We start from the raw sequence: 19,545 nt of genomic DNA on the forward strand, positions 1-19,545 counted from the left end.
ACCTAGGAGACAGTGGGGAGGTCGCACGATGCGGCTGGGGTTCCGGCAAAAATTGTTGGCCCTGCTTCTGACGTCTGCCTTCGTCTTTCTCGGTCTCGGCAGCGTGGGGGCGCTCTGGCTGGCGTCCCTGCGGGCGCAGGTGATCGCGCTGGAGACCGAGGGCAAGCAGGCGAACGATCTCCTGCGCGTCCTCGCGCAGGCACGTCAGCTCGAGGAACGGGTGCGGAGTCAGCAGGGGCCGACGGAGGAGTGGTCCGCCCAGGCGCGACGAGTCGCCAGCGACTTGACCGCCTTGCAGCGGGCTGGTGAAACGACGGATGAGCGTGCAGCGGTGGGGCAGGTCGTCGCGGCCTGGGCGACGGTGGAGCGAGCACTGGCTGCCTCCCCCGAGGACAGTGAAAACGTGCGGGAAGCGTTCGCGTCCTTCTGGGCCAGTGCCGCCGCGGTTGCATCGGGGAGCGAGCCCGGCGGCGCGGGACGAGGCTGGAGCATCGCATCCCAGCTCTCGGCTCTCCAGCTCATGGCTATGGCCTGTGCCGGGCTCGCGCTGGTCATCCTGGTCGGCTGGTTCTGGTCGCTGCGGCCACCGCTGCGCACGATCGGCGAGCTGGCGACGACGGCCGAGCGATTGGCCAGGAGCGAAATCAGCGAACTGGAGCGTGCGCTGGGACAGCTCGCGGCGGGCGATCTCACCGGCACGGTCACCGTGCGGACCGAACCGCTCCCGATCCGCGGCGCTGACGAGTTCGCCCAGATGGCCAGTGCCTTCAACCAGATGCTGGAACGGATCCGCGCAGTCAGCATCTCGTACACGAGCACCGTCAGCGACCTGAGCGAGACGCTCGTCCGCGTGCGGGAGGCAGCGTCGCGAGTGTCCGCGAGCGGTGAGGCCACCGAAGCGCTCAGCAGCGAGGTGGCCAGGCTCGCTGAAGAGCTCTCGCAGGTGGCCGAGCGAGTCGCTGCTGGATCGGTCGCGCAGGCGGAGCAGATCCAAAGCAGCTCGCGGGCGATCGACGAGAGCGAGCGCAGTGCGCGGCGTGTCGTCGAGGTCGCTGTCGAGCAGGCGAGGGAATTGCGCGCAGCCACGCAGGTCATCGAGGTCACCGAGAATGCCGCACGTCGTGTGCACGAACTCAGTCTAGAGGTGACCGGGCGTGCGCGCGAGAACTCGACCCGTGCGACCGAAGGGAGCGCGCTCGTGGAGCGAGCGACTGAGCTGAGCCGGTCGGTGCAGGAGCAGATGGTGGCAACGCGACGGACGATCACGGCCCTGGTCGAGCATGTCCAGGCGATCGGTCAGTTCGTCGAGGTGATCCAGGGGCTGGCCCGCCAGACGACGTTCGTGGCACTGAATGCGGCGATCGAGGCAGCTCGAGCCGGGGAGGCCGGGAAAGGGTTCGCGGTCGTGGCCGAAGAGGTGCAGAAGCTGGCGGCCTCCTCTGGAGAGGCGGCCAGGCGGGTGACCGAGATCGTGGAGCGGATCGTGGCGACCGTCGAGGAGGCAGCGTGTGCCCTGGAAGAGGGGGATGCTGTCGTTACGGTCGTGGTGCACGAGACCGAGCGTGTGGTCGGGTTCTTCGGCGATATTCGGACGGCAGCGGTGGAGATCGCGGAGGCGAATGCGCGGCTGCTGGCCGAGCTGGAGGCGCTGCGCCAGCAGCTGCAGTCGGTGCGGCAGACACTCGAGCGCACCGCGCAGCTGGCCGATGAGAACCAGCGTCAGGCAGTGCAGCTGGGCGCACAGGTCCACGATATTCGGGGTGCGATGCGTCGGATCGCTGACGTCGCGCAGCAGAATGCAGCCCTGGCGGAGACGATGGCGAGTTCGGTCGGCACGGCGCGGAACCGCATCGAGGAGATGGCGCAGACGGCCACGGTCTTGCAGCAGGTCGCCAGGACGCTGCGCGGGCTGCTCAGCCGTTTCCGCTTGCGCAGTGAAGGTTCACTGGTCAGTGATGGCTCCTCTTCCATCCGGAGCTCGATCCTGGATCTCGTCCGCTAGGGACGGTCGCCCACCGGTTTGCGCCCGGAGCGGTCGCGCCGGCCCCGCGAGTGCCGAGGGATTTCCCCGGCGGGCTGCGATATCAGGGAGAAAGAGAACCGTCGCCCGTGTAGCGTGAGCGCGTGCGCAGGAGGCTGCCCGGCTGACGAGCCTACCCTGCTGTTGGAGGAAGCAGGCGCCGCTCCCGGCTGGCTGGGGCAGCGCTCCGGGGTGACAGCGACGATGCTCCCTCTCAAGTTCCTCGCCAGTTTTGCCGATCATCTCTGACAGAATAGGCGGACGGAACGCCGATGAGACGTCGCGAGGGAGCGCGATGAACCCACCGATCCTTCCGATACCACCAGTCGGTCCGAACGAGCCGGGCGCAGTCGAGGAGGCGACCCCACTCCAGCCGGTCAAACCGGTGGAGGCGAGCAGCCCGGCTGCAGGGCGGGCCGCTCAGGGTGAGGAACGGCGCGATCTCCTTCCTGCGCACCGCGTGGATCTCTCGCTGGATCCGCAGTTGGTACGCAAGATGCCGCGGGACGTGTATTTGCGCTATTACGTGCGGCCCGGTATCGGGAATTGGGTCATCCAGCTGATCGATCGGGAGACGCAGGAAGTGATCCGGGAGATCCCACCCGGTGGCCTCAAGGAGGTCCTCCAGGAGCTCGCCGAGCAGCAGCGAACGGAGTGAGTCGGGGAACGCGCTGAGCCCCGGCACACTGGGAAGGTGCAGGCGATGAGTATTACCTTCGATGGCTTGGCTTCCGGCTTGAACACCAAAGACATCATTTCCAAGCTCCTGCAGCTGGAGCAGCAGCCGATCACGCGGCTCAACCAGCGCAAGCAGGACATCCAGAAGCAGCGGGATGCCTGGAAAGACCTGGGGACCCGCCTGCAGAACCTGGCGAGCGCGCTCGGCACGCTGACGCAGCGCGGTACCATCGTCGGCTTTGCCGTACGGCCGAGCGACGGGAACGCACCCTTCACGGCGAGCGCCCGCCCCGGCGCGGTCGCCGGCACGTACTCGATCCAGATCCAGCAGCTGGCGACCGCGACTACGCTACGCAGCGGCAGTGCGCTCGGTGCGGACATCGATCCCACTGCGCCGCTGGCCGACGTGAACTTCCGCTCCAGCATCACGGCTGGTACCTTCACCATCAATGGCGTAGCGATCACCGTCGATCCCACCAGCGACACCCTGAACGACGTGATCGCACGGATCAATGCGAGTGGCGCCGGAGTCACCGCCAGCCTGGTCACGGTGGACGGCCGGACGCGCCTCGCGCTCACGGCCGATACCCCAGGCGGACCGCTCCAGGTCGGGATGATCGGCGACAGCTCCAACTTCCTCTCGGTCACGTCGCTTGCCGGGGCACCACGCAGCGGTGATACCGTCGTCGGGACGCGCAGTTTGACCGCCGTCAAGACGACGGTTCCCTTGAGCCAGGCGATGCTGGCGACGCCGGTGAGTGGTTCGGGGACGCTCACGATCAATGGCGTGGCGATCGCGTACGATACGGCGACCGACTCGCTGAGCACGATCCTCAACCGGATCAATGCCTCCAATGCCGGTGTCACTGCGAGCTACGACAGTACGAGCGACCGCATCGTCCTGACGGCCAAGACGACGGGGAGCCTGGCGATCACTGTCAGCGACACGGGGAACCTGGCCACGGCGCTCGGGCTGGCCAGCGGTCAGCTCCAGCTCGGGCAGAATGCCGTCTACAGCCTGGATGGCGGCACGACCTGGCAGTACAGCACCAGCAACACGATCAGCGACGCGATTCCGGGCGTCACCGTGACGCTCACCCGCACGACCACCAGTCCCTACACCTTCACGGTCGAGCCGGACAGCGAGTCAGCTATCGCTGCTGTCCGCAAGTTCGTCGATCAGTTCAATAGCGTGTTGAGCTTCATCGCTGACAAGACTGCCTACGACGCGACGACCAAGACCGCCGGCACGCTCATGGGCGACAGCGCGGTACGGACGGTCGAGTCGACATTGCGCCGGCTGGTGACGAGTCCGGCGATCAACGCTGGTGGGCGCTACCGCACGCTGGCCGATATCGGGATCAGCTTCGGCGCGGTCGGATCGGTTGTGGGAACGACCAACCAGCTCCAGGTGGACGAAAACAAGCTCCGGGCCGCCTTGCGCGAGAATCCAGACGCCGTGTTCGAGCTGCTCGGCGCGACGAGCCGGGCGACGCTGACGACGCCGGGTGATATCGCGCGCGTCTCGGGAACGCCGCGCCCACCAGCCAGTGGCCGGTACGTCATCGGTTCCGATGGCGCAGGTAACCTGACGGCCTCTTTCTACGATACGGCGAACCAACTGCTTTGGAGTGCGACGGGCACCATCGCGGCTGGTGGGACGAATGCGACCTTGATCCCCGGGCTGGTCTTGAGCGCGGCCAGTACCCTCACCGGCGCGACGAGCGAGATCACGGTGACACAACAGGAAGGAGTACTGACGCAACTCGGCCGCTACCTGAACGGCATCCTCGGACGCGATGGGCTGGTGCGGGCACGCGGCGACGCCTTCGAGCAGCAGCTGCGCGGCATCGATCAGCAGATCGATCGGTATCAACAACGGCTGGACGATCGCAAAGCGCAGTTGGTGCGGCAGTTCGCGACGTTGGAGCGCATGCTGGCGGAGATCCAGGCGCAGGGGACACAACTCCAGGGTCAGATCATCAAGATGCTGAGTTCGTGATGGGCGGGAAGGGGAAGGTGCGTCATGCCGGCGAATCCTTACCAGCGGTACCGGCAGGTGACGGTGGAAACGGCCTCGGTGGCCGAGCTGATGGTACTGCTCTACCGACGGGCCATCCAGGTGCTCGACGAGGCCGAGGAGGCGATCCACAGCCGGGACGTTCCACGAGCGCACGCGCGCCTGGTCTTCGCCCAGGAGATCGTGGCTGAACTCATGGCCAGCCTGAACCTGGAGGCGGGCGAGCTGGCCCAGCAGCTCCTGGCGATCTACGACTATCTCCAGCGGCGACTGGTCGAGGCGAATGTGCGCAAGGACCCGGCTATCGTGGCTGAGGTGCGAGCGTTCCTCTCCAGCCTGCTCGAGGCCTGGGAGGAGGTGGCGGCACGAGAGCGCGTGACCCGGCCCGCAGTCCCATTGGCCGCCAGCGCCTGAGAGGAGCGGGGATGTGGACGAGGCGAGCGTGCTGGAACTCGCGGCCCGCCTGCGCGATCTGACCGTCGCCCAGCTGGAGGCCGCGCGGGCTGGGGAGTGGGACGAGGCGCTGGCCCTCCTGGAGGAACGCGGGACGCTCGTGCAGCAACTCCAGGCGGTCGACCCGGCGCGCCTGAGCGCGGCCAGCCGCGAGGCGATCGCGAGGCTGCTCGAGGAGATGCAGGTGCTGGATCGAGAACTCGTCGGGAGGGTGGAGACGGCGCTCCAGGCGACGCGGGAGGCGCAGCAGGCAGTGGAACGGAACGATGCGGCGGCTCGCGGGTACCGGCGGGCGCTCGGCACGGCCGGTGAAGGCGAGTTGGTCGATCGCGAGGCATGAGCGATGCGCGTCCGGTCTGGCTCGGTCTCGATCGCGATCGCTGTGCTGGGACTCCTCCTCGGGGTCTCCTGCGTCCGGGTGGAAATCCAGCGGACGCGAACTCCCGAGCTGGCTCAGTCGACTCCGACGGTCGTCCTGCGTGACGCCAAGGTCGCCAAGCCGACACCGGTGGCGCGGGCCGAGCGTCGCGGGCAGGCGAGCGAGGGAGTCTGGCGAACACTGTTCCGGTACCGCATGCCGCCGGCGACGGCGCTCGAGATCGCGCGGCTGGGGATCACAGTGACGGTGGTCGAGGTGGCCTCGGTCGTGGACGAGCGGGGCTGGTACTGGCCCGTGCCAACCGATGCGGCTGCGCACCTGGTGGGGACGGCCAATCCGGGCGAGCCGGGCAACATCGCGATCACGGGACACGTCGATACCGAACGGGGTCCCGGTGTCTTTTGGCGCTTGCTGGACATCCGTCCTGGTGACGAGATCACGGTCTGGAGTGCGGCGGGAACCTTCGTCTACCGGGTGGTGGACGTGCAGACGGTCGCGCAGAGCGAGCGCGCGGTGCTGCGGCAGACGGACCGTGAGACCCTGACGCTTCTCACGTGTATCCCCGATGGTCGGTACGAGCGGCGGCTGGTCGTGCGCGCCGAGCCGGTGCGGCCAGCGGTGGCTACCCGCTGAGCCGGCGCGGCTCCCCGAGCGGCGAGGCGGTCAGCAGTCTGCACGGGGACACTGTCGGTACTGGCTGATGCGCGCGTGGGGCGAGGGATGCCCTGCTGCATTCGACAGGCGCCGCTCCGGGCAGCGTGGCCACATGGACGCCGGCGAACGTCCCCGTGTGGATCACGCGACCACGGTAACCAGACCGACCGCGGTCGGGTTTGCCGGCCGCAGCGGGCCGGGGGGTCAGGCACCGCCTGACCCCTCCAGGCTGTGGCCGTACCGCTGCACCGTCGCGCACCCGTGTCCTACCAGGAAAACCTGCCCACCTCATAGGGGCGACGCGCTGTGTCGCCAGCCGGGTCACCGGCGCGGCGACCTGGGTGGCAACCATTCTCACAGCCATTTCGCACAGCAGCGTGGGTGTTCGCCCGCGCCGCCTGTGCCGGCCCGGCGGGCCGGCGGGTCAGGCACCGCCTGACCCCTACAGGACGGGGGATACGGCCCCACCGTTGGAGGTATCGGTCGCACCGGCGACGTGCTGGCCCATCGGTGTAGGGGCGAGGCGTTGCCTCGCCCGCGGCGCCAGCGGCGCGGCAGATTGCCGTGGCGTGTATCGACCACGTGCACGATGTCACCGGTGCCGGGACGACCGCCCTACGACGGTATTGCCGGCCCTCCCGGGCCGGCGGGTCAGGCACCGCCTGACCCCTACACATGGGGGCTGCACCGCCCCACCGAGGCAGGTCGAGGGTCCACCGCTGATCCACCACCCACCCCATGTAGGGGCGAGGCAACGCCTCGCCCGCCGCGCCTGCGGTGCGGCAGATTCCCGCAGCGTCCATCGACCACGTCCACGTCCGCACCGGTACCGTGACCATCGCTCCACGACAGCATTCCTGGCCCTACCGGGCGGGCGGGTCGGGCACCCGTTAATCCCTACCAATGGGGGCAGTGGCGCCGTACCGTGGCGCACACGTGCTCCACTGGGGATGCGCCGCCCCACCATGTAGGGGCGAGGCGTTGCCTCGCCCGCCGCGCCTGCAGCGCGGCACATTTCCCGGGGACGTCGCGGTGGCCTCGGCTAATCGGGCGCCACCGTCATCGTCGCACCTCAGGATGATTGCCGGACCCCTCCAGGGGTGTAGGGCTGTCCTCCTGCGGCCGACATGCACTGCACCGGGGACGGGCCGCTCCGCCCCGGTGGGGACGATGCGCTGGGGCGACCGTTGCGCGACGGGCGCCGCTCCGTGGCGCGCCACTGCTGTACGACGCTTGCGATCGCGCGTGGTCGAGCGGCGTGCTGATCTCAGCGCGTCACCGCAGCCTCGGGCCCCTGAGGGGTGACCGGGTGTTCGATCGGGAAGGGTGCGCGACAGACGGTTGGGGTAGCCCCTGGCTCAGCGGTGGTCGATCGTCGCGAGCACGCCGGTCAAGCGTTGGACTTGTGGGTTGGCGCGGTCGAAGCCGTCCGGTGCGCGGACAACGATCACCCAGGGACGCCCCTGGCCGTCCCGATAGTGATAGGCGCGGATGCGACCATTTGGGTCGAGCTGGTAGACCTCGGCCTCGTACTGGTTGCCGATGACGAGCGAGCCCTGAGGCGTGCCGTCGAGGAAGTCGGGGCGGGGTGCGTACTCGGAGTCGAGGCGCAGGATCTCCATCCAGATCCCCCCGGGTGGGATACCGTCGAGGCTCTTCGTGTTGAACCAGTCAGCGACCACCTCGGGGCTCGGACTGTTCTGGACCATCAGTTCGCTCATCACGATCCAGTAGCAGTGACAGGAGCGGAGATTGTATTCTGGAGCCTCCGGTGTGGTGATGACGAGCCAGTGCGGCGGGTGCTGGAAGCGGATGTAACCGGGGTCCTCGTAGGTCGGCCAGTCCGGGATGACGACTGGGCCGGGTGTGGGTTCCGGCTGCGGAGTGGGCGTCACGGCCCGCGGCGCGACCGGTGCAGCGGTGGGTGTCTCGCGCGGAGCGGCCTGCATGGTCGGCGTGCTCGCCGAGCTGTCTGCTGGCGGGGTGATGATCTGTCCCTGCCCACGTTGCGGGGTCGGTGTCGCGGTGCTGAGGAGACCGTACTGAAAGGCGAGATAGCCGATGAGACCTCCGCCGCCCACTGCGAGGACGAGGAGCAGGAGACCGAGGCAACCGAAGCCGATCAACTGTACTGGGGAACGGCGACGCTCCATGGCGTGCTCTCCTCGCTCAGCTCGGGTGCTGGATGCTGGCAACGATCTGGCCGAGCATGGCCAAGTGCTCCATATCTTGCTCGAACGGCGTGCCGAAATAGGCGATCAGGCACCACTGCCGACCCCGGTCGTCCTGGTAGAGATAGGTGATGACCTGCCCGCTGGGCCAGTCGGTATAGGGGGCGCTGAAGTAGAGCTGCGCGTGGTAGCGCCCGCCGACGATGTCTTCACCATCGGGCGGGCGACCGAAGTCGGGTGGCTGGTCGGCGTAGGGGGGCGCGACGATGAAGAGATCGACGACCATTTCCCCGGCCGGTACCTCGTGTGCGGCACCCGATCCGGGCGGAGCCCAGGCGATCCGTCCGCTCGGCAGTTGGCCGGGATCGAACGTCACGAGCGTGACGTTGCAACAGATCTTTTCTTCATAAAAGAAGTTCCAGCCACCGGGAACCGCTAGGCGCACCTGGCCGGAGGGGTCGTCGAACCACCGCCAACCAGCAGGCAGCCCAGCGCTCGACTGACCGGTGCTGGAGGACGGCGTGCCCCGCGGCGCGGGCTGGACCGCAGTTGCCGGGGTGAGCGAGCCGGATCCGACCGTCGCGGTGCGGGCTGGCCGAGCAGCGGGCGTGCTCATGGCGATCTGGGGCGTCGGTGTCGCGCGGGTGACCGTGAGGAACGCGTAGGTTCCGACGGCGGCGACCAGGCAGACACAGGCCAGGACGAGTGCACCGCCACAACCGATCAGGACCCACCGCCAGGGAAAGCCGCCACTGTCGCCGGCTGGCTCGCCCGAGTAGACGAGCGGTCGGTCGGGCGGAGCAGGTTCGGTCAGGCGCGGCTCCTCGTCCATCGTCCACCCCCTTAGCGGGTTCTCCTGCCGTGCGGGTCGGCTTCTTGCTGCGCGAGCCTACCGGTGCGAGCGTGAACCAGCGCACCGAAGAGAGGGCGTCTCGCCCTCATTTTCGGCCCGAGCAGTCTGCCTGTCAAGGAGGGACTCTACCGGAAACCAGATGGCAGGGAACGAGCGTGCTCGAAAAGCGAGAGTACTCCGCGGGCACGCTGAGGCCTCGATCACTCGAGTTGGGGGTCCGGTCACGAGGGATCGAGCCTGGTCGGTGACGCCACGCGGTGTTTCGTGCGTGTGGGAGTAAGAGTGCGAGCGTTTCCCAGGTCGCAGCCATTCGTGCGAGCTGGGTGGGTATGCGGGGGGGGCGGCCAGTGACCCGGGTCATCGACATGGCGTGTCGCTCGATCGGCGCTGTGGCGTGCTGACGAGTGAGGCGTTCTCCCACCTCGGGTGGAGTCGATCGTCTTCGCGTCACTATAGAGGATGACTGGCCCTGCTGGGCCGGCGGCTCGGGCACGCCCGACCCCTACGGTGCCGGGGTACCACCCGACCGTGGCTCACAAATGCCCGACCGAGGATGTGTTGCGCGAACAAGTCGGGGCGACCCGTGCGTCGCCCGCTGCGCCTTTCGGCGCGGCACACCCAGGCGGCGTGTATCGGCCGCATCCGCGATCCGGACGGCAGAATCGGCATCGCCCCGCCACAGGATTGCCAGCCCTCTGAGCCAGCGGGTCGGGCAGCGCCCGACCCCTACAGGGGGAAGGGGACCTCCTAACGCGGCCGACATGCATTGCACCGGGCGGCGTCGCCCACGCTGTGTAGGGGCGAGGCGCCGCCTCGCCCGGCGCGCTGCAGGCGCGGCACACCCACGCGGCCTAGATCGGCCACGTTCACGTTCCGGACGGCTCGATGGATACGCGTCGGAGGAAGGCGCGTCGGAAGAGCTGGGCCGGGTTGCGCGCACGTCGTCGGTGGCCCGCATTCCCGTGCCGGTTCGAGCGTGGGTATCATCATGCCGGAGGAGCCCGCGGCTGGCTGGTCGCGGATGTCCCGGCAGGGAGACCCGAGTGAGCGAGTGCCTCCGACGATCGCGGGCCTGGTCGATACTCGTGGCCGGTGCACTCGGCTGGAGTCTCGTGACCTGCTGGTTGGTGGCCTAGTCGGTACCGGCCCATGATGCGCAACGGCATCTCCTGGCGCACGGGGACCATGCGCCTGTGGAAGCACGCTGGCACGCGTCTCCGCACGAGCTTGCGTTCCCGATGGGAGGGATGACGGTCCTGGTTCTGTGGTGCCCAGTGGCCGGCGTCCTGCTCGCTTGGCTGTGGAGACATGTTCTCGCGGTGCGTCTCTTTGCGCTCGGCACCCGCGAACCCGTTCTGTGCGTCCGGCCGCGCGCGCCGGACCCGTTCCCGAACGCCCCGTCACTGTTCGCTTCCTGCTGCCTCCGCAATTGATCCTCCCGCCGAGGAGTCACGGGCGGCCGTAACGGTCTCCATTCGGCGTGGTTCGATCGAGCGGGAGGAGCCCACACGATGATGCGCTTTGCTCCATTATTGCTGGCCCGGCGCTGGACCCGCCGTGGCCTGTTTCCGGTGATGACTGGGAGCGTGCTCCTGGCGGTGGCCTGCAGTCGGCGACCGGTCGCACCCACCCCGAGTCCGCAAACGGCTGCGGAGCCGACGGTCACGGTGCTGCCGACTCGATCAAGCGGATCAGCAGCCGGTCCGATCCGGGAGTACACCATCGAGGCGGTGGAGGCGGAAATCGAACTCGCTGGTCGGCGGGTGCGCACGTTCACCTATGGAGGTCAGGTTCCGGGTCCGGAGCTGCGTGTTCGGGAGGGCGAGACGCTGCGCGTCCTGCTGGAGAACCGGCTCCCTGAGCCGACGACGATCCACTGGCACGGTATCCCGGTCCCCAATGCGATGGACGGGGTGCCGGAGGTCACGCAGCCAGCGGTTCCGCCTGGAGAGCGCTACCTCTACGAGTTCCCTGTGCCGGTGGCTGGCACGTACTTTTACCACACCCATGTTGGTGTCCAGCTCGATCGGGGGTTGGTGGGTGCACTCATCGTCGAGCCAGGGCACGAGGAACTAGCCTATGACCGCGAGGTGGTGCTGGTGCTCGACGACTGGCTGGATGGGATCGCCGGGACACCGGAGGAAGTGCTGCGGCAGCTGGTCGGTGCTGGCCACGGTGGACACGGCATGGGACATGGGGCGATGCCGGGTGGAAGCATGCCTGGCATGGGAACGATGCCCGGAATGACCGGAACGAGCGGTGAGCCGCCCGAGGTCGAACCGGATCTCGTCTATCCGTTGTACGTGGTCAATGGGCGTCCACTGGAGCATCCCTTCGAGTTCGTCGGCAAGCGCGGGGATCTCCTCCGGCTGCGGCTCGTCAACGCGGCATCAGCGATTATCTTCCGCGTCGCGCTCGCTGGACATCGCTTCACCGTCGTGCAGGCCGATGGACAGCCGATCGAGCCGCTCGAAGGGGACGCTCTGCGGATCGGGATGGGTGAGCGGTACGATCTCCTCGTCCGCTTGGACAATCCTGGCATCTGGCCGCTCGTGGCCTGGGCCGAAGGGACGGATCGTGCAGCGCAGGCGGTACTGCGCTACGAGGGGGCGAGCGGCCAAGTGCCGGCGAGGGTGACGCGACCGCGGGAATTGTCGGGGGAGCTCGTGCACGGGCTGCGCTGTCGGGCGCGCTCGGCGGGGACGGAGTTCGTTCCCGATGTCGAGCGGCCGATCGTGCTCGGTGGCGGGATGGGTCAGTATGTCTGGACGATCGATGGGCAAGCCTATCCTGCTGCGGAGCCGATCCGGGTGCGGCGAGGCCAGCGGGTACGCTTCCGGTTGCAGAACATGACGACGATGCCGCATCCCATGCACCTGCACGGTCACTTCTTCCGCGTGGGCGAGAGCGCGACGGCCCCGGTGCGGGATACCGTGCTCGTCGATCCGATGCGGGAAGTAGTGATGGACTGGATCGCGGAGAACCCGGGTCGGTGGGCGTTCCACTGCCATCACCTCTACCACCAGGAAACCGGAATGATGCGGATCGTCGAGGTCACCTGAGTAGAACAGCCGGCGCGGAGGATACCGCGCCGGCTCCCGCTCGTTCCTCCTGGCGGGCTCGCACGTTCGACGGCCGAGAGGTTCCGACACCCGTCAAACGAAGCAGTTGTCCGGATCCATGCGACCACCCGGAACGATGGAGACGGCCCCATCGATCGGGATCGCGGCACCAGTGAGGTAGCCAGCCTCCGGACTGGCCAGGTAGACCACGAGACTCGCAATTTCCTCCGGAGTCCCAGCACGCAGCGCGGGGATAGTCGGGGCCAGCCTGGCGATCCGCTCGTCTGGCCAGAGAGCTGCCAGCTTGGGGGTGAGGACGAAGCCGGGCAGAATGGCGTTGACCGTGATGCCGTGTTGGGCGACCTCGGTGGCCAGGTGGCGGGTGAAGCCGTAGAGCGCTTCCTTGGTGGCCACATACGGCGTCCCGTGCAGGACACTGGCGCGAATGGCAGCGATGTTGGACACGTTGATGATGCGCCCGAACTTGCGCCGACGCATGTCGCGGACAGCCGCTCGGCTGAGGTAGAAGGGAGCGTGGACATTGACGGCGACGCTCCGCTGCCACTCTTCGGTCGGGATTTCGTCGGGACGATAGGCACGGGAATGATACTCGGCTTTGTTGACGAGGATATCGATCTTACCGAACCGTTCGATGACGCGGGCGACGAGCTGGTCGGCCTGCTCCGGATCGGCGACATCGGCTGGCAGCGCTTCGGCAACCAGGCCGAGGGCGCGGATCATGCTGGCCGTCGCTTCCGCGTCTTCCAGTGCGAGATCGTTCACAGCCACCTGAGCGCCAGCTTGTGCCAGGACTCGTGCGATCGCTGCGCCGAGTCCCCCACGTTCCCCTCCGCCGGCACCGGTCACCAATGCGACGAGCCCACTGAGATCGCAGAGTTGTCCGAACATCATCATCACGATCGGCTCCTTTCCCGTGAGAGTTCGTCGTGCCCACTGCTGGACGACACGTCAGTCTCCGGTATCCTTGCCGCTCCGTCGCTTCAGTTCAGCGAAGTCGCCGATGCCGTTGGAGACACCGCGATCGACTGGGATCGCCGCACCGGAAATCGCCGTCATGTTGGGGTGGCACAGATAGGCGACGATCCAGCCCAGTTCCTCCTCGGGGTGGATCGCGCGATGCGGGCCTTCACCTTGGACCCAGTCGGGGCGCAGACGCAACACGCGCGGGTTGAGGAGACCGGTCGGCATCAGCGCGTTGACTGTGATGCCATACTGGGCGACCTCGTAGGCCATCTGCCGGGTGAGCCCGAGCAGCCCCGTCTTCGCGGTGGTGTAGGTGACGCCGCCGACGAAGCCGGTACGGACAGCGGCGAAGGAGGAAATGTTGACGATGCGGCCGAAGCGCTGGGGAATCATGTAACGGAGCGCAGCACGACTCATGTAGAAGGGGCCATCGAGGTCGACGGCGAGCTGGTGGTGCCAAATCTCGTTGGGGAGGCGCTCGACCGCTGGGATGAGACCACTGATCGCCGCGTTGTTGACGAGAATGTCGATCCGACCGAAATGGCGGACGACTTCATCGACCATCCGATCGGCGTCGTTCGGGTCGGAGACATCGCCGACGACAGCGATCGCCTCGCGACCAAGCTGGCGGATCTGCTCGACAGTAGCCATGGCGAATTCTTCCGAAATGTCGTTCACGGCGATGCGGGCACCGCGCCGGGCGAGTTGGCGGGCGATCCCAGCTCCGCCGCCACCGTCCTCGCCGCGTCCCGCTCCAGTGACGAGGGCGACCATTCCCGCGAGCCATCGTTCTTCGACCATGATCCACGTGCTCCTTTCTCTTTACCCGATGCGTTCTCGATCGGACTCGAGTGGTCCGTGCTCAGATGGCGGAGTGGAGAGTCCAGCGCGTCAGCGAGAATTCGGTCGACGGGTCGACTCGCCAGGAGGTCGGGAGCATGCTGGGTTGTGTTGGCGTGGTTGCGGGAGAGCATGCTCCCTCGTTCTCTGCTCGATGCCCCGGTTGGATCGGCTGCGCCAGGACAGCGCTGATCGCGGTCACGCCACAGAGTTGGTACGGCGGGGAATGGGAAGATCGTTGCTGAGTGGCTCGCGGTCGGACTCCCCCGCTTGCCGTGTCTCGAACTGAGCAGCATCCGCTTCCGCTCTTCTCGTGACTGCTCTGACGAGCCGACGCTGGAAACACGCTGGTTCGCCGAGAATGAATTTCGTCCTGAAGTGTAGCGACAGGAGCGGCGACGGCGCAAGTGAGCCGGAATGGTAGTCGCGGATGCGGCAGATCGCCTGCCGAAGAGCCTGGGGACCAGGAGATCGAGCCCGAGGTCGTTCCAAGCGACGACGGAGCGGTCCTGGTCGTCGATCCGGTGCCGGAGCAGAGAGCGATGGGGGAGGGCTGTCGTGCGAGAAACAGCATGAGGCTGAGTCGATCGCGAGACGGTCCAAGGCGAACGAGCGCGTTGCGTCGAAAAGGACGGGTGCCCGGTCGAGCGCTGGGTGAGCACCCGCAGGATGTATCCCGGAGACGACGGAACCGTTCAACCCTGGCACGAGGAGGACGCGGGCAGCGAGGGCGACCGCGAACGTTCAAGGGATCTCTGGGGACTGACGATCGCCGAGCGCTCCGGCCAGGACATGGGACGCTGGGCATAGCACCAGGCAGGCAGCTGGTAGTGCGAGGGTCGAACCGAAGAGCCTGGCGGTGGCCTGTATCGGGCGCTGGCGGGCGACAAGAGCGGACGACGAACCAGTTGGTCGGCGACCAGAACGATGGCCAGCGTGTTGGGGCGCATGGAGACGGTCGTGTACCAGCGTTCCTGCTCGGTGCTGCGGAGCGCTCGCTGCGACCGGTCCGGGTCTCGTTCAGCGGCAACGGTCCACGAAAAGAGGTCGAGCAGGAGCGAGCTGGCTCGCTCACCGGGCACGCTGTCGCCGACGACCGGTGCACGATCGCAGAACGATACCCGACTCGCCGAATGGCGGTAGACCACTGCCCGCGCTGGCAGCGAGGGATCGGGGGCGTCGCGTCCGCTGCGGCAGTGCAGGTGGTGCCTGGTCGGGTGGCGCTGGCGGGAGAAGGACGCGTGTCGTGCTGTCGTCCATCGTTGACAGGGAGTCGAAGATCACTTACTATCCTGGAGAAAGCACTGGGGGTTCGCATGGAGACACAACTGATCGTCCGTGTCCGCGAGCGACGACGGTCCTGTGGACTCAGCCAGCAACAGTTGGCGGAGCGAGCGGGGATCAGTCGGCAGACGCTGGTGGCGATCGAGGCGGGTCGGCTGACGCCGAGTGTGGCGGTCGCGCTGCGGCTGGCTCGCGCACTCGGCTGTGCGGTCGAAGAGCTTTTCAGCTTCGCGGAACCGCCGCTGCTCGAGGCACAGCTGGCGCTCAGTGAGCGCTGGACAGTACCGATCCCCTCGCGCGTGCGCCTGGGGCGTGTCGGCGAGACGTTCGTCGCCTGGCCGGTCCGGGACGATACCGGTGAGGCCGAAGGAATGATTCGAGAGCGCGCGGGTGAGCGCGTCACGGTGGAGCCGCTCGTCGATCCAGCGACGCTGGAACGGAGCCTCGTCCTGGCTGGCTGCGACCCGGCGCTGGCGATGCTGGCTGCTCACCTCAAGCGCTGGCATCGGGATCTCCGCGTTGTCTGGGTGCCGCTCGGGAGTCGGACGGCGCTCCAGGCCCTGGCACGAGGGTGGGTGCACATTGCGGGCACGCATCTCTGGGATCCGGATACCGGCGAATTCAATCTTTCGGAAGTACGGCATCAACTCGTCGGCCGGCCAGTCGCGGTCGTCACGCTGTCCCGCTGGGTGGAAGGCCTGGGGTTAGCCCCAGGTAACCCGAAACGTATTCGCTCGGTCGGCGATCTCGTCAAGCCGGGCGTATCGATCGTGAACCGGGAGCTGGGTTCCGGCAGCCGTATCGTGCTCGATCGCTTCCTGGCCCAGGAAGCGATCGAGCCTGCCATGCTGCGTGGCTACGAGCGTGAGCTTGCTGGACACCGGGCAGTGGCGGAAGCTGTGGCGAACGGGCTGGCTGATGCTGGGCCAATCGTGTACCCGGTCGCGCGGGCGCACGGACTGGATTTCGTGCCGTTGCTCGAGGAACGCTACGACCTCGTTGTCCCCCTGAGCGTTCTCGATTGGTCACCGGTGCGCGATCTCCTCGAGCTTCTGACCTCGCGTCCGGTGCGGCGCGAGCTGGAGGCGAGCGGCTACGCCGTGCAGGAGAGCGGCACGATCGTCGCCACGTTCGGTCAGCGCTGACGGCTTACCGGCGAAGGAGGAGCAGTGCGGTTCGAGCGGTGGAGTGCACGACGGGCGTTGTTGCTCGTTCTCGTTCTCGCCAGCCTGGTGAGCTGCGAAGGCCGCTCGACCCCTGCAGCGGAACGTGCGTCGAGTACCATGCGTTCGACGGAAGGCGAGAGCGCTCAGTTGGTCGTCTTCGCGGCCTCGTCGTTGCTGGGGCCCTTCGAGCAGCTCGGAGAAGCGTTCCGGTCTCGCCACCCGTCGGTCGCGGTCTCCTTCAACTTCGCAGGCTCGGCACAGCTGGTCGCGCAGCTGGAGCAGGGCGCTCTCGCCGATGTCGCGGCTTTCGCTGATCCCGACAATATGCGGCGCGCCCAGGCGGCTGGTCTGATTCGCGGCGAGCCGGTCGTCTTCGCTCGGAACCGGCTCGCTCTCGTCGTACCAGCGAGCAACCCGGCTGGGATCGAGCGTTTGGCAGACCTGGCGCGCCCCGGTGTGAAGGTGGTCCTTGCGCACGAGAATGTCCCGGCCGGGCGGTATGCTCGGACAATGCTGACTCGTGCCAGCCAGCGACCGGACTATGGTCCGGACTTCGCCCAGCGGGTGCTCGCCAATGTCGTGTCGCAGGAAGTGAACGTCAAGCAGGTCTTGGCCAAAGTCGCGCTCGGCGAGGCAGATGTTGGCATCGTCTACGTCACCGACATCGAGGCTGCTGGCCCCAGCGTCCGGGCTCTCGAGATCCCGAGCGACCTGAACGTGATCGCCTGTTATCCGATCGCCGTGGCAGCGGCGAGCCAGCAGCCAGCGCTGGCGGAAGAGTTTATCGCGCTCGTTCGTTCGGAAACCGGCCAACAGCTCCTCGCCCAGTACGGTTTCGAGCCGGTGAGCAGAAACCTGAGCGAGCCAGGGAGTTGCGGATGACGCGTGTCGTGGAGACAGTCCGGTTGAGTGGAGGCGCAGTGCGGCGTGGTGCGGCAGGCTGGGTGAATCCGGGCCGTCTCTTTCTCCTGGTCCCGGTCGTTGTCTCGCTCGGCTTCTTGATCGCGCCGCTCGTCGCGCTGCTCGTCCGCGCGCTCGGTATCGGCGACGTGGTTCGGTACGCGCGCGACCCGTTCTTTCTCGATGCCCTCCGCCTCACGCTCTTGACCAGTCTGGCGACGGTTGGCCTGGCGCTCCTCTTCGGGACACCGGTCGCCTGGATCCTGGCGCGCTGGACCTTTCCTGGCCGTCGACTGATCGAAGTCGCGGTCGGTCTGCCGATCGTGCTGCCGCCGATCGTGGCGGGCGTAGCGTTGCTCATGTTGTTCGGGCGCATGGGGTTGCTCGGGCGGTACTTGGATCCCTTCGGGATCCAGATCCCGTTCACGACGCTGGCAGTGGTGATCGCGCAACTGTTCACGGCGACCCCCTTCTACATCCGGACAGCACTGGAAGGGTTCGCCAGCGTTCCAGCGAACCTGGAAGAAGCAGCGCTGGTGGACGGGTGCAGCCAGCTGCAAGCGTTCCGCTCGGTTACCTTCCCGCTCGCCTTGCCCGCGCTCGTCAGCGGGCTCACGCTGTGCTGGGCCAAAGCGGTCTCGGAGTTCGGGGCGACGCTGCTCTTCGCGGGGAACTTCCGCGGGCGGACGCAGACCTTGTCGCTCGCGATTTGGACGGCGATGGAGGTGGATCTGTGGGAGGCGGTCGCAATAGCCGCCATGCTGCTGCTCGTCAGTCTGCTGATCTTCCTGCTGGTGGAGAGGCTACCGAGGGCGCGGCAGCTGTCTTGACGCGGTGCGTCGTGCTCGGCATCGGCGATGTGGCCTCAGCGGTGGCGCACCGGTTGTGGACGGCGGGATCGCTGGTCGTGATCGTCAGTGAACCGTGGCCGACGGTTACCCGTCGCGGCATGGCTTTCGCCGATGCCGTGTTCGATGGCTACGCGGTCCTCGAGGGGGTGGTCGCCCGACGGGTCGAGACGAAGGGAGAGGTGGAGGCGCTCTGGGAGGAGAGACGTGCTATCCCGATCCTGGTGCGCCGAGACCCGCTCGAGGCGGTCGAGGAACTCGCTCCTCGGGTCCTCGTGGATGCGCGGATGCGCAAGCATGCTGCGGTGCAGCCGCACCTGTGCGGGCGTGCTCGGCTCACGGTCGGCTTGGGGCCCGGTTTCGTCGCCGGTGAGCAGGTCGACGTGGCGATCGAGACGAGCTGGGAGGAGCTGGGCCGGATTCGTTGGGAGGGAGCGAACCGGCCGCTCGCGGGTGAGCCGCGGGCGATCGCCGGGGTGCAGCGCGAGCGGTACGTCTATGCGCCGATGAGCGGTCTCTGGCGGACGGAGCGGCAACTCGGCGAATCGGTCGTGGCTGGAGAGCCGGTGGCGCGCCTGGTCGGGGCGAACGGTGAAGAGGTGGGCATCGCGGCACCGATCGCTGGGCTGATCCGCGGGCTCACCCGGGATGGTGTACCGGTGGAGCAGGGAACGAAGGTCCTCGAGATCGATCCGCGAGGGCTGGGCGGGCAGTGGCGGGGAATCGGTGAACGGCCGCGTCGGATCGCGGAAGGGGTGGTCGAGGCTGTCCAGCTGGCGGAGACCGCACTGAGGAGTGGGTAGCTACTCGGGTACCGCCTGCTTTGTCCGACAGTCCGTGTCGCACAGAGGGCGAGGAACAGTAACCCTTCGACGAGCGGGGTTGTCCACCACCGGTGATGCCTGTCCGCGCTGGGAAGCGGCTGAGTGCCTCTCGCCTCGTCGGAATCGAGCGGTGCGTGGCGGACCGGTCCAGGTAGGCCGGCACATCCCGTCATGGCCAGGCAACAGCCACCGGAGTCTGTCCGATAACCGTGGAGCGTGCGCGGACGGGAATGCCGGGCCGAGGGCCCAGCGGGCGACGCAGCGCGTTGCCCCTACAACGTTGGGCGGATCGTCCGTTCGGGTGCCGCCCGGCCACGGTTCAGTGGGACGCCCCGGCTCGGAAGGGGTCAGGCGGTGCCTGACCCGCCGGCCCGTCAGGGCAGGGAATGCCGACGTGGGGCGATGGTCA

15 protein-coding genes are annotated in these 19,545 nt (G+C 67.5%); 11 read left to right on the forward strand and 4 right to left on the reverse strand.

Annotation, left to right across the window (positions count from 1 at the left end; genetic code table 11):
• Window positions 1-28 precede the first annotated feature (28 nt).
• From TRD_RS10200 to TRD_RS13845, 6 genes are all read left to right on the forward strand, one after another.
• Complete coding sequence (locus TRD_RS10200; protein WP_012643112.1) at window positions 29-2,002, forward strand: methyl-accepting chemotaxis protein; 1,974 nt, start codon at window positions 29-31, stop codon at window positions 2,000-2,002.
• Between the two features lie 313 nt (window positions 2,003-2,315).
• Window positions 2,316-2,678, forward strand: a complete 363-nt coding sequence (locus TRD_RS10205) for a flagellar protein FlaG (RefSeq protein ID WP_012642412.1) — start codon at window positions 2,316-2,318, stop codon at window positions 2,676-2,678.
• Between the two features lie 45 nt (window positions 2,679-2,723).
• Window positions 2,724-4,700, forward strand: a complete 1,977-nt coding sequence (gene fliD / locus TRD_RS10210; RefSeq protein WP_012642496.1) for a flagellar filament capping protein FliD — start codon at window positions 2,724-2,726, stop codon at window positions 4,698-4,700.
• A 24-nt stretch (window positions 4,701-4,724) separates the two neighbouring features.
• Entirely contained in the window at window positions 4,725-5,132 is a 408-nt protein-coding gene (fliS, locus tag TRD_RS10215) for a flagellar export chaperone FliS (protein ID WP_012642623.1), read from the forward strand.
• A 13-nt stretch (window positions 5,133-5,145) separates the two neighbouring features.
• Complete coding sequence (locus TRD_RS10220) at window positions 5,146-5,511, forward strand: flagellar protein FliT (protein WP_012642826.1); 366 nt, start codon at window positions 5,146-5,148, stop codon at window positions 5,509-5,511.
• A 3-nt stretch (window positions 5,512-5,514) separates the two neighbouring features.
• Window positions 5,515-6,183 (forward strand): sortase, encoded by a 669-nt coding sequence (locus tag TRD_RS13845; protein WP_012642972.1) that lies wholly within the window; start codon window positions 5,515-5,517, stop codon window positions 6,181-6,183.
• Between the two features lie 1,379 nt (window positions 6,184-7,562).
• Here the strand turns inward: TRD_RS13845 and TRD_RS10230 are convergent.
• Together TRD_RS10230 and TRD_RS10235 are read right to left on the reverse strand one after the other, a co-directional pair.
• Entirely contained in the window at window positions 7,563-8,357 is a 795-nt protein-coding gene (locus TRD_RS10230; RefSeq protein WP_012643067.1) for a hypothetical protein, read from the reverse strand.
• 16 nt (window positions 8,358-8,373) lie between these two features.
• A complete protein-coding gene (locus TRD_RS10235; RefSeq protein ID WP_012643086.1) occupies window positions 8,374-9,207 on the reverse strand; it encodes a hypothetical protein in 834 nt (277 codons plus the stop codon).
• Between the two features lie 1,532 nt (window positions 9,208-10,739).
• On the opposite strand from TRD_RS10235, the gene TRD_RS10240 reads away from it, so the two are divergent.
• Window positions 10,740-12,290: a multicopper oxidase family protein gene (locus TRD_RS10240; protein WP_012642424.1), complete on the forward strand. Its 1,551-nt coding sequence runs from the start codon at window positions 10,740-10,742 to the stop codon at window positions 12,288-12,290.
• 93 nt (window positions 12,291-12,383) lie between these two features.
• On the opposite strand, the gene TRD_RS10245 is transcribed toward TRD_RS10240, so the two are convergent.
• Both TRD_RS10245 and TRD_RS10250 read right to left on the reverse strand, forming a co-directional pair.
• Entirely contained in the window at window positions 12,384-13,205 is an 822-nt protein-coding gene (locus tag TRD_RS10245) for an SDR family NAD(P)-dependent oxidoreductase (RefSeq protein ID WP_052294128.1), read from the reverse strand.
• 54 nt (window positions 13,206-13,259) lie between these two features.
• Complete coding sequence (locus tag TRD_RS10250) at window positions 13,260-14,075, reverse strand: SDR family NAD(P)-dependent oxidoreductase (RefSeq protein ID WP_012643179.1); 816 nt, start codon at window positions 14,073-14,075, stop codon at window positions 13,260-13,262.
• A 1,355-nt stretch (window positions 14,076-15,430) separates the two neighbouring features.
• Between TRD_RS10250 and TRD_RS10255 the strand changes: the two genes are divergently transcribed.
• Genes TRD_RS10255 through TRD_RS10270 form a run of 4 tightly spaced genes read left to right on the forward strand, consistent with a single transcriptional unit; the run spans window position 15,431 to window position 19,115 of the window.
• Window positions 15,431-16,543 (forward strand): substrate-binding domain-containing protein, encoded by a 1,113-nt coding sequence (locus TRD_RS10255; RefSeq protein WP_041437528.1) that lies wholly within the window; start codon window positions 15,431-15,433, stop codon window positions 16,541-16,543.
• Between the two features lie 24 nt (window positions 16,544-16,567).
• Window positions 16,568-17,446, forward strand: a complete 879-nt coding sequence (modA, locus tag TRD_RS10260) for a molybdate ABC transporter substrate-binding protein (protein WP_012642767.1) — start codon at window positions 16,568-16,570, stop codon at window positions 17,444-17,446.
• The gene (locus TRD_RS10265) at window positions 17,443-18,294 is read left to right on the forward strand and encodes an ABC transporter permease (protein ID WP_012642422.1); all 852 of its coding nucleotides are present in this window, start codon (window positions 17,443-17,445) and stop codon (window positions 18,292-18,294) included. Before modA ends, TRD_RS10265 begins: the two co-directional genes overlap by 4 nt.
• On the forward strand, window positions 18,198-19,115 hold the full coding sequence (locus TRD_RS10270) for a hypothetical protein (RefSeq protein ID WP_226980753.1): 918 nt from the start codon (window positions 18,198-18,200) through the stop codon (window positions 19,113-19,115). Before TRD_RS10265 ends, TRD_RS10270 begins: the two co-directional genes overlap by 97 nt.
• Window positions 19,116-19,545 lie beyond the last annotated feature (430 nt).

Origin of the sequence: Thermomicrobium roseum DSM 5159 (assembly GCF_000021685.1) — a bacterium.
GTDB classification, from domain to species: domain Bacteria; phylum Chloroflexota; class Chloroflexia; order Thermomicrobiales; family Thermomicrobiaceae; genus Thermomicrobium; species Thermomicrobium roseum.

Coding starts and splice junctions, on each gene's coding strand:
- TRD_RS10245 (WP_052294128.1), bottom strand. CDS start 13,205: ATGATGATGTTCGGACAACTCTGCGATCTCAGTGGGCTCGTCGCATTG.
- TRD_RS10265 (WP_012642422.1), top strand. CDS start 17,443: ATGACGCGTGTCGTGGAGACAGTCCGGTTGAGTGGAGGCGCAGTGCGG.
- TRD_RS10250 (WP_012643179.1), bottom strand. CDS start 14,075: ATGGTCGAAGAACGATGGCTCGCGGGAATGGTCGCCCTCGTCACTGGA.
- TRD_RS10240 (WP_012642424.1), top strand. CDS start 10,740: ATGATGCGCTTTGCTCCATTATTGCTGGCCCGGCGCTGGACCCGCCGT.
- TRD_RS13845 (WP_012642972.1), top strand. CDS start 5,515: ATGCGCGTCCGGTCTGGCTCGGTCTCGATCGCGATCGCTGTGCTGGGA.
- TRD_RS10255 (WP_041437528.1), top strand. CDS start 15,431: ATGGAGACACAACTGATCGTCCGTGTCCGCGAGCGACGACGGTCCTGT.
- fliS (WP_012642623.1), top strand. CDS start 4,725: ATGCCGGCGAATCCTTACCAGCGGTACCGGCAGGTGACGGTGGAAACG.
- fliD (WP_012642496.1), top strand. CDS start 2,724: ATGAGTATTACCTTCGATGGCTTGGCTTCCGGCTTGAACACCAAAGAC.
- TRD_RS10230 (WP_012643067.1), bottom strand. CDS start 8,357: ATGGAGCGTCGCCGTTCCCCAGTACAGTTGATCGGCTTCGGTTGCCTC.
- TRD_RS10235 (WP_012643086.1), bottom strand. CDS start 9,207: ATGGACGAGGAGCCGCGCCTGACCGAACCTGCTCCGCCCGACCGACCG.
- TRD_RS10205 (WP_012642412.1), top strand. CDS start 2,316: ATGAACCCACCGATCCTTCCGATACCACCAGTCGGTCCGAACGAGCCG.
- TRD_RS10200 (WP_012643112.1), top strand. CDS start 29: ATGCGGCTGGGGTTCCGGCAAAAATTGTTGGCCCTGCTTCTGACGTCT.